Origin of the sequence: Allobosea sp. CRIB-10, assembly GCF_900112185.1 — a bacterium.
GTDB lineage: Bacteria > Pseudomonadota > Alphaproteobacteria > Rhizobiales > Beijerinckiaceae > Allobosea.
Window position 1 is genome coordinate 159511 of sequence record NZ_FOKP01000011.1, and the last position, 10238, is coordinate 169748.

Genomic DNA, 10238 nt, shown 5'->3' on the forward strand with positions numbered 1-10238 from the left:
GGTGACAGGAGTTGACAGGAACCAAACTACTCGCCCTAGTTGCATTCATAAACAACAATCAACCATAGAAGGGGCGGCCATGTCGGGGGGCGGGGCCGAGCCGGGGGACGGCGAGGTCGAGGGATTCATTGCGCGCTGGCGCGCTTCGGAAGGGGCGGAACGCGCCGCTTATGCGCAGTTCCTGACCGAATTCTGCCGGCTGATCGGTGTCGAGACGCCGCTGCCGCCGACCAGCGACGCCGAGGCGGTGACCTACCGCTTCGAATATCCGGTGAAGTTCCGAGACCCGTCAGGAGCGACCAGCACTGGCCGGATCGACCTCTACAAGAAATCCTGCTTCGTGCTCGAGGCCAAGCAGAGCCGGCTGAAGGGCCAGACCAAGGAGATCCTGCCGGCGCAGGGCTCTCTCGCCCTGATCGAGCCCGCCGGCCCGCGCGGGCGGCGCGGCGCCGACCGCAGCTGGGACGTGCTGATGCTGAACGCCCGCCGCCAGGCGGAGGACTACGCCAAGGCGCTGCCCGCGGCGCATGGCTGGCCACCCTTCCTGATCATTTGCGATGTCGGGCACTGCTTCGAGCTCTATGCCGACTTCACCGGCCAGGGGAAGAACTACGTCCAGTTCCCGGACCGACAGCGCTACCGGGTCTATCTCGACGACCTGCGCGAGCCGGAGGTGCGCCGGCGCATGGCGGCGATCTGGCAACAGCCGCTCGCGCTCGACCCGACCCGCCATGCGGCCAGGGTGACGCGCGAGATCGCAGAGCGTCTCGCAGCCGTCTCCAAGGCGCTGGAACGCGAGCACGACCCGGAGGAAGTCGCGCTGTTCCTGATGCGCTGCGTTTTCACCATGTTCGCCGAAGATGCCGAGCTGATCCCGAAAGATTCGTTCAAAGCACTGCTGCGCGATTGTCGCGACAACCCGCCCGCCTTCCGGCCGCTGGTCGAGGAATTGTGGCGCGTGATGGACAAGGGCGGCTACTCGATCACGCTGCGCACCACGATGCGGCGCTTCAACGGCAAGCTTTTCGAGGATGCCCGCGTCTTCGCACTGGAGAAGGCCGAGATCGGCGAATTGCTGGCCGCCGCCGAGCATGACTGGAAGGGAGTCGAGCCCTCGATCTTCGGCACCATGCTGGAGCAGGCGCTCGACCCCGTGGAGCGGGCCAGGCTGGGTGCGCACTACACGCCGCGCGCCTATGTCGAGCGACTGGTGGTCGAGACCGTGATCGCGCCCCTGCGCGAGGACTGGCGCCATGTGCTCGCCGCCGCCCAGCAGGCACGCGACACCAGCGGTCCGCGCAAGGCGCTGGCGCTGATCGAGGACTTCCACCGCACGCTATGCGAGACCCGCGTGCTCGACCCGGGCTGCGGCACCGGCAATTTCCTGCATGTCGCGCAGGAGCTGATGAAGAAGCTCGAAGGCGAGGTGCTCGATGCGGCCAGTGAGCTCGGCAGCCACGAACGTCTCGGCGGTATCGCCGATCGCCATGTCGGCCCGCATCAGTTCCTCGGCATGGATATGAACCGGCGCGCCGTCGCGATTGCCGATCTCGTGCTCTGGATCGGCCATCTGCAATGGCATTTCCGTACACGTGGTTATGCCCCACGCGAGCCGATCCTGCAGCGGCTCGACCACATCTATCGACGCGACGCCGTGCTCGAATGGGATGGCTGGCCGGTGCCTCAGTGGCGTGACAGCAAAGAGATACTGCCCAATCCGCGCCGCCCGGCCTGGCCCGAGGCCGAGTTCATCGTCGGCAACCCGCCCTTCATCGGCGGCAAGGACATCCGCGCCCGGCTCGGCGGTCTTTATGCCGGGTCGCTATGGGTCGCGCATCCCCACATGAACGAGAGCGCCGACTATGTGATGTATTGGTGGGACCGGGCGGCGGGCCTGCTGACACGCCCGGGATCGAAGCTCCGGCGCTTCGGTTTCGTCACCACCAACTCGATCACGCAACTGTTCCAGCGCCGCGTGGTCGAGCGGCATCTGAACGCGAAGAAGCCTATCTCGCTGCTGCTCGCGATCGCCGATCATCCCTGGACCAAGGCGGGCAAGGATACGGCAGCCGTGCGGATCGCGATGACGGTCGCAGAGGCCGGCCGGCAGCAGGGACGCCTGCTTGAGGTGATCGCGGAATCCGGGCTCGATACCGACCAGCCGCGTGTGGAGGTGGGCGAACGGCAGGGGATGATAGCTCCCGATCTCTCGATCGGCCCTGACATGACGCGAACGATCGCTTTACGTGCGAACGGAGGCTTGAGCTCTCGTGGTGTCTCGCTGCACGGCGCCGGCTTCGTCGTCACGCCCCCCGAGGCCGAAGCGCTCGGACTCGGCAAGCGGCCGGGGCTCGACGAGCATATCCGCCGCTATCGCAATGGCCGCGACCTGACGGCGCATTCGCGCGACGTCATGGCGATCGACCTGTTCGGGTTCTCCGCCGCCGAAGTGCGCGAGCGCTTCCCGGAGGTATACCAGCACCTGCGCCTGACCGTCGAAAAAGATCGCCAAGCCCAGTTCGAACGCTCACCGACAAGCGATGCCCGCTCCTATCTCGCCAATTGGTGGCTGTTCGGAAAGCCGCGACAGGAACTGCGCCCTGCCCTCGCAGGCCTGCAGCGCTACATCGCGACCGTCGAAACGGCCAAGCACCGCGTCTTCCAGTTTCTCGACGCCGGCATCCTGCCGGACAACACGCTGGTCGCCGTCGCCTTGTCGGACGCCTTCCATCTCGGGGTACTGTCTTCCCGCGTCCATTGCGTCTGGGCGTTGCAGGCCGGCGGCTGGCTCGGCATCGGAAACGATCCACGCTATTCCAAGTCGCGCTGCTTCGATCCCTTCCCCTTCCCTGAGATCGAGGAAGCGCAGAAGCAGGCGATCCGCGCAGCGGCCGAAGCGCTCGATGCGCTGCGCAAGGACGTGCTTGAGCGACATCCGGACCTGACGCTGACCAAGCTCTACAATGTCCGCGAGGCGATCCTCGCCGGCAGGCCGCTGTCCGGTGCCGAGGCCGACATCCGCGATCGCGGACTGGTGCTGATCCTGAGCGAGCATCATGAGGCGATCGACGCGGCCGTCGCGGCCGCCTACGGGCTGCCGGCCGATGCGGAGGACGAGACGATCCTGGCGACGCTGGTTGCGCTCAACCGGGAGCGGGCCCGAGAGGAAGAGCGCGGGACAATGCGCTGGCTGCGGCCGGACTATCAGCGCCCACGCTTCGGGCGGGGCGCTGCGGTCGGCGAGCAGATCGAGGCGGCCGAGCTGGTGTCGCTGCCGGCTGCGGGCAGGACGAGGCCTGCCTTCCCGGCCCAGCCTGTCGAGCGGGTGGCAGCCGTCCTCGCGATCCTGGCGGCTTCGCATGCGCCGCTCGACGCCGATGCGGTCGCGTTGCGCTTCCGTCAGGGTCTCAAGGTGCGGTCGGCGGTGCGTGCGATCCTGATATCGCTCGCCCGCGTCGGGGAAGCCTCGACGAGAGATGGCGGTGGAAGCTTCGTACGACGCTTCCTCGCGACAGGCTGACGCTCTCGCTCGCATCGTGGAGGCCACGAAGCGATGCGACCACCGTGCCGGCAGATGCTCAGTCGTCCTTCTCGAGCTCGCTGTGCGATTTCAGCGCGTAGCCGCCGCGCGGCTGCGTCACCAGATAGGCCGGGTTGTCCGGCGAGGCGTTGCGCCGGACTTCCGTGCCCTTGATCGTGCGGGTGACCGGTTCGGTGAAGACCTGCTCGACGCGGCCTTTGGCGGTATGGGCGCCCCAGCGCCAACTCACATTCGTGCCGGGCTTCAATGTCGTCGTCACGTCGTCGCTCCGTGCTCCGTTGGTGAAAACGCCGCGGCCATGATTTGGTTTCGACCAGAAGCAGGGAGGTCAAGATGCGACGGAGCGGTTTTGTCGGCGGCGCGCTCGCGCTGCTTCTCTCGCTCGGTGCGGCGCAGGCCGTCGGCCCCGACTGGACCTATCTCGACGAGGATCCCGATTATCGCCAGGCACGGCGCTGGATCGAGGAGAAGAACTACGAACCGGCGATCGAGAAGCTGATGGCCCTGCTGAAGAGCCAGCCGGATTCGCCGGTGCTGCTCAACTGGATCGCCTTCTCGCAGCGCAAGCTGAAGAACTATCCGGCCTCCAAGCAGTTCTACGACGCAGCGCTGCTGCGCGACCCGACCTATCTGCCGGCGCTGGAATAGGGCGAATGGTTCATCGAGACCGGCGACATGGCCTCGGCCAAGGCCAATCTGGAAAAACTCGCCAAGCTCTGCGGCCGTTGCCACGAGTGGCAGGATCTCGACGAGGCGATCCGCAGGGCGGAAGGCAAATAGCGCCGTCACGCAAGCGTCACGGCGCTGTCGCGCGACTGCAAACTGCGGACGCGAAGCGGGGCCGTCCCGCTCTTCCCAACCGGAGTGTCCCATGCGTCTGCGCCTCGCCGCCGCCCTGCTTCTGTCGTCCACCATGCTCGCCGGCGCGCAGGATGCGCCGCAAGGAGCTCCGAAAGAGTTCCCGGCCAAGCTGCTCGGCCATGCCCTGCTGCCGGCCAACACCATCATCCCGGCCCCGGCCGATGCGCCGGCCGACCTCAAGGTCTCCGGCAAGTTCACCACGCCGGGCAAGCGCGTCGAGCAGGCCGGCTCGGTGATGGGCACCTCGGGCGGCCGCCCGACCGGGCTGTCCACCCCCTTCGCCGGCCAGCCGGTGCAGGGCTTCTCCGGCATCCGTTCGCTCGGCAATGGCGAGTTCCTGGTGCTGACCGACAATGGCTTCGGCGCCAAGGCGAACTCGCCGGACGCGATGCTGTTCTTCCACCGCCTCAAGGCTGATTTCGAGGGCGGCAAGATCGAGCGCACCGCGACCACCTTCCTGCACGATCCCGACAAGAAGGTGCCGTTCCGCATCGCCAACGAGGGCACCGAGAAGCGCTACCTGACCGGCGCCGACTTCGACCCGGAATCGATCCAGCCGATCGGCGGCAAGTTCTGGATCGGCGACGAGTTCGGCCCCTATCTGATCCGCGTCGACGCCACCGGCAAGGTCGAGGCCGTGTTCGAGACCACCGTCGACGGCAAGCCGGCCCGCTCGCCCGACCATTACGCCGTGACCACGCCGGGCGCGCCGAACCTGCCGGTCGAGTTCAATGTCCGCCGCTCCAAGGGCTATGAGGGCATGGCGCAGTCGCCGGACGGCCGCTTCCTCTACCCGCTGCTGGAAGGCCCGCTCTGGAACGCCGAGACCAAGGGCAATGAAGAGGTCGACGGCAAGGAAGTGCTGCGTATCCTCGAATTCGACGTCCAGGCCGAAAAGTGGACCGGCCGCTCCTGGTTCTTCCCGCTGGAGCAGAAGGGCCTCGCCATCGGCGACTTCAACATGATCGACGCCACGACCGCGCTGATCATCGAGCGGGACAACGGCGAAGGCACCGCCGACAAGGCCTGCGCCGCCGGCCAGAAGGGCCCAGACTGCTTCCACGACCTCGCCAAGTTCAAGCGCATCGTCAAGATCGAGATGACCGACGCCAATGTCGGCAAGAGCGTGCACAAGGTCGGCTATATCGACCTGATGAAGATTGCCGATCCCGACAAGAAGGCCAAGCAGGGCGCGATCGACGGCGTGCTGCCCTTCCCGTTCTTCACCATCGAGAACGTCGATGTGGTCGATCTCGCGGGCGGCATCATCGTCGTCGGCAACGACAACAACCTGCCGTTCTCATCGTCGCGCGATCCGAAGAAGGCGGATGACAACGAGCTGGTGCTGCTCTCGGTCAAGGAACTGCTCGCGGCCAAGTGAGCGGCGAGCCTGGGCCGAATTGCGCCGACAATCCCGACCCCTCTCCTCGCAGGAGAGGGGTTTTTCATGACGGTTCGGCGCTCAGTGGCCCGCCTTGCGTGCCCGCGCGATCGCATTCTCGATGCCGCCCCAGGCCGGTTTATCCGGTGCGAAGCGGCCACGCAGATAGGCGGCGAGCTCGGCGAGCTGGCGATCGTCGAACGCGGTCGCGAAGGACGGCATCGAGCCGATGCCGTGCTGGCCGCCTTCGAGCAGCATGTTGACGAGGTTGGCCGGGGTCGCGGCATGGAGCTTGGACGAGAGGCCTAGCATCGGGCCTGCATTGAGCAGCGGCGCGGCGCGGCCGGTCTCGTGGCAGGCGGCGCAGGCGCCCTCATAGAGCCGCGCGACCGGCGAGGTCGCGGGATTGGTGGCCCGCGCCGTCTGCTGTTCGATACGCGCCGCCACCGCTTCGGCCTCGGCTGCGGGAAGAGGCTCGCTGAGGGAAGCCAGATAGGTCGCCATCGCCCGGATATCGGTGTCGGGCAGCTCCCTGAGCTCGGCGATCACTGGCGCCATCGGTCCCGCAGCTGCCCCGTGATGCCGGGAGGTACCGGTCTTGAGATAGGCATAAAGCTCGGCCTCGCTCCACGGGATCGGTCCGGCCGAGAGCTTGGTCAACGCCGGCGCCTCCCAGCCTTCCGCCTCGCCGCCGGCGAGATAGGCGCTGCCGCCCTTCTCGGCGCCGAGTGCGTTGCGCGGCGTGTGGCAGGCGCCGCAATGGCCGAGCCCGTCGACGAGATAGCGTCCGCGATTCCACTCGGCCGAGCGGGCGGTATCGGGCTTCAGCTCACCGCCACGGTTGAACAGCAGGTTCCAGCCGGCCAGCAGCGGGCGCAGATTGAACGGGAAGGTGAGCTTGCTCGGCTCGTTCTCCTGCCGTACCGCCGGCTGCGACATGAGGAAGGCATAGAGCGCCTGCAGATCGGCTTCGCTCGCCTTGGCGAAGCTCGGATAGGGGAAGGCGGGGTAGAGCTGGCGGCCGTCGCGGTGCAGGCCGGCGCGCATCGCCCGCTCGAAAGCGGCATAGGACCAGCTGCCGATGCCGGTTTCGACATCGGGCGTAATGTTGGTGGTCATCACCGTGCCGAACGGCGTCGGCAACCTAAGCCCGCCGGCATAGGGCACGCCGTCCTTGGCCGTATGGCAGGTGGCGCAGGCGCCCAGCGCCGCGAGCTGGCGGCCACGCTCGATCGTCGCCGCCGACCAGGTCGACGGGTCCGGCCGGGCGATCGGGGCGATCGACGGTGCGAAGGCGAGCGAGACCGCGGCGAAGGTCGCGGCGCCGGCCACGGCCGCGCGGAGCTTGCTCCACCAGGGCAGGCGCCTGGCCGGCACGCGCGGCGGCGGTTTCAATAATGGCGTGCCGTTGAGGCCGGCGAGCACGCGCTCGGGCGTCAGCGGCAATTCGCGGAAGCGGACACCGGTCGCGTCATAGACGGCGTTGACGATCGCCGCGGCGCTCGGGACCGAGGCCGACTCGCCCGCTCCCATCGGCGGCAGATGCTGGCGATCCATCAGCATGATGTCGATCGCCGGCAATTCAGGGAAGGTCAGCACCGGATAGGAGCCCCAGTCGCGGCTGGCGACGGCTGTCGTCTGCGAGAACGTCACCTCCTCGCGCAGCACCCGGCTGGTCGATTGCAGGACATTGCCGTGGATCTGATGGGTCACCCCGGCGGGGTTGACCATCATGCCGGTGTCCTGGCCGACGGTGACGCGATTGACCGTGACCTCGCCGGTCGTGCGATTGACCGCGACATCGGCGACCCAGGCGGCCCAGGCCGCGCCGACGCCCGGCCAGCTGCCATGGACATAGCGCGCCTGGGCGAAGCCGCGACCACGCATGATGTCGCCGTCCTGCTCCATGCGCGGCCCGACATGCGGCTGCCAGTTCGCCCGCTCGGCGGTGGCGCGGGTCAGCTCGGCGGCGCGCTCATCATTGATATGGCGCAGGCGGAATTCGACCGGATCGACCCCGGCCGCATGCGCGAGCTCGTCGATATAGCTCTCATGGGCGAAGACGTTCGGCATGGCCGAGACGCCGCGCAGCCAGGACGCGCGCACGATCGGCGGCATGTCGTAGGCCGTCAGCCGCATGTTTTCGTAAGTGTAGGACGGCAGCGCGGTGCGGTCGCCCATCCTGAGCGTCGCCGGCTGGTTCGGGATGCGGCCGGTCAGCAGCAGCGCCAGCGTCGGGGCAGCGTTGGACGGGTACCAGGTGTGGAAGTCGTAGGCCTTCAGCGAGCCGCCCGGCCCGAGCCCGCCCTTGATGTCGATCAGCTGGGCCGCGCCTTTCGGCTCCCAGAGATGCTCCTGCTCGCGGGTGAGCTGGACCCGAACCGGCGCGCCGACCGCGCGCGACAGCAGCACCGCGTCGGCGACGACGTCGTCGGCGCAATTGCGGCCATAGCAGCCGGCGGCCTCGAAGCGGATGACGTCGATCCGCTCCTTCGGCAGGCCGGTGAGCACGGCGAGGTCGTTCTGCAGCGGATAGGGGTTCTGGCTGCCGGTCCAGACGGTGATGCGGTCCGCGCGCACATCGGCGACGGCGCAGGACGGGCCGATCGAGCCATGCATGTGGTAGGGCCAGACATAGGTCCGGTCGAGGCGCGTCTCCAGGTTCTCAAGCGCCGCGTCGACGTCGCCCTCCTCCGCGAGAAGCCTCGGCGTCGAGGGATGGGTGCGCAGCGCCTGGCCGAGATCGGAGAGGTCAGGCGGGGTGAACTCGCGCCATTGCGCCTTCAGCTTGAGCGCGGCTTCCGCTGCCCATTCCTCGCGCTCGGCGACGATGCCGATGAAGTCGCCCTCTACCACAAGAGCGCAGATACCGGGCACATCGGCGATCGAGGCGCGATCGACGCCGATCAGGCTCCTGCCGACGAAATCGCCGGCATCCATGCCGGCATAGGGCGGGCGCACTACCCGGCCATGCAGCATGCCGGGCACGCGGACATCGTGGACGTAAGCGAAGCTGCCGGTGACCTTGGCGGGGATGTCGACGCGGGCGACCGAACGGCCGACGAGCTTGTGATGGTCGACCTGTTTGAACTCAGCGCTCCCGGCCAGCGGCAGCAGGATGCGCTCATTGGCGAGCAGCGTATCGAGCGCGATCGCTTGGGCCGTCTCGCCCTTGCGCGAGATCACGCCGTCGCTGAGCGCGATCACGTCCTCGCCGCAGCTCAGCGCCGCAGCTGCAAGACTTATCAGTCTGGCGCGGATTTGCGTCGCCGCGATCCTGATCGCGAGCGAGGTGACCTGGATCGTCTCGCTGGCGATGGTCGCGCCCTGATCGGGCGTATCGGCGGTGTCGCCGAGCACCATCTCGACCGATTCGAAGGGGAAATCGAGCTCCTCCGCCACCATCTGCGCCAGCGCGGTGCGGATGCCGGTGCCGAGATCAACATGGCCGTTGAAGGCGAGGACGCGGCCCTCCGCCGTGAGGCAGACATGCAGGTCGAGCCCGTCCTCGGGCGCGGCGTCGGCAGTTGCCCCCTTGCGCGGCGCGACCACGCCGATCACCCCGGCGCGCTTCAACAGTGCCTTGCGGGACAGGGGCTCGCTCATGACGCCGCCGCGTCCTGCCGGCCGCGCTCGGCGGCAAGCAGGACCGCCTTGACGATCTCGACATGGGTGCCGCAGCGACAGAGATTATGCCGCAGCGCCTCGCGCACCTCCGCCTCGCTCGGACCGGGCTGCGCGTCGAGGAAGGCTTTCGCGGTCATCACCATGCCGGAGATGCAGTAGCCGCATTGTGCCGCCTGCGCGTCGATGAAGGCCTGCTGGAGCGGATGCGGGGCATCGACGCTGCCGAGGCCTTCGAGCGTGACGATCTCGCGGCCCTCAGCCAACCTGACCGGCAAGGCGCAGGCCCGCGCCGCCTGCCCGTCGACCAGCACGGTGCAGGCGCCGCATTCGCCGAGGCCGCAGCCGAATTTCGGGCTGTTGAGCGCGAGGTCGTTGCGCAGGAAGAACAGCAGCGGCGTCTGGGCTTCGCCCGCGACCTCATGGCTCGCGCCGTTGACGCGAAGCGAAAAACGCGTCGCCGTCCTCATGGCTCGCCCAAGCGGGGCGAGGCGCGCCTGATCGTCCTGATCGTCACGGCCACCGAGATCGTTCGTATACGAATGAGAATAAGGATAAATCGGAGTGCGCTGCAAGCGGGATTTCTGCGTGAAGGCACGTCGTACCGTAGCAACGCGACCTAAGCGAGAAAGGCGCGGGGAACCCTCTCCTGCAGGAGAGGGCAGGGTGAGGTGTAGGCCGTCTACCAGTTCGGCGAGCGCTCACCGCGCGGTCGGGTTCAGGCCAACGTTTACAGTCCGAACACCTTGTAACTCTCATTTTGCCTCATCTGCTATACCAGCGGTTGCGGTGGCAGGTGGAAGACCGACAGCCCTGAGGGACACCAAGCCC

6 protein-coding genes are annotated in these 10238 nt (G+C 67.5%); 3 read left to right on the forward strand and 3 right to left on the reverse strand.

The window, feature by feature from the left end; all coding sequences use genetic code 11:
* Positions 1-79 precede the first annotated feature (79 nt).
* Complete coding sequence (locus BMZ69_RS15760) at positions 80-3520, forward strand: class I SAM-dependent DNA methyltransferase (RefSeq protein WP_092158196.1); 3441 nt, start codon at positions 80-82, stop codon at positions 3518-3520.
* Between the two features lie 58 nt (positions 3521-3578).
* Here the strand turns inward: BMZ69_RS15760 and BMZ69_RS15765 are convergent, their stop codons facing one another.
* On the reverse strand, positions 3579-3800 hold the full coding sequence (locus BMZ69_RS15765) for a hypervirulence associated TUDOR domain-containing protein (RefSeq protein ID WP_244543384.1): 222 nt from the start codon (positions 3798-3800) through the stop codon (positions 3579-3581).
* A gap of 74 nt (positions 3801-3874) precedes the next feature.
* Here BMZ69_RS15765 and BMZ69_RS15770 point away from each other — a divergent pair, with 74 nt between their 5' ends.
* Together BMZ69_RS15770 and BMZ69_RS15775 are read left to right on the forward strand one after the other, a co-directional pair.
* Positions 3875-4189 (forward strand): tetratricopeptide repeat protein, encoded by a 315-nt coding sequence (locus BMZ69_RS15770; protein ID WP_092158201.1) that lies wholly within the window; start codon positions 3875-3877, stop codon positions 4187-4189.
* 265 nt (positions 4190-4454) lie between these two features.
* Complete coding sequence (locus tag BMZ69_RS15775; protein ID WP_244543391.1) at positions 4455-5783, forward strand: esterase-like activity of phytase family protein; 1329 nt, start codon at positions 4455-4457, stop codon at positions 5781-5783.
* 81 nt (positions 5784-5864) lie between these two features.
* Here the strand turns inward: BMZ69_RS15775 and BMZ69_RS15780 are convergent, their stop codons facing one another.
* Both BMZ69_RS15780 and BMZ69_RS15785 read right to left on the reverse strand, forming a co-directional pair.
* The gene (locus BMZ69_RS15780; RefSeq protein ID WP_092158205.1) at positions 5865-9389 is read right to left on the reverse strand and encodes a molybdopterin cofactor-binding domain-containing protein; all 3525 of its coding nucleotides are present in this window, start codon (positions 9387-9389) and stop codon (positions 5865-5867) included.
* Complete coding sequence (locus BMZ69_RS15785) at positions 9386-9877, reverse strand: (2Fe-2S)-binding protein (protein ID WP_092158208.1); 492 nt, start codon at positions 9875-9877, stop codon at positions 9386-9388. The genes BMZ69_RS15780 and BMZ69_RS15785 overlap by 4 nt, the downstream gene beginning before the upstream one ends.
* Positions 9878-10238 lie beyond the last annotated feature (361 nt).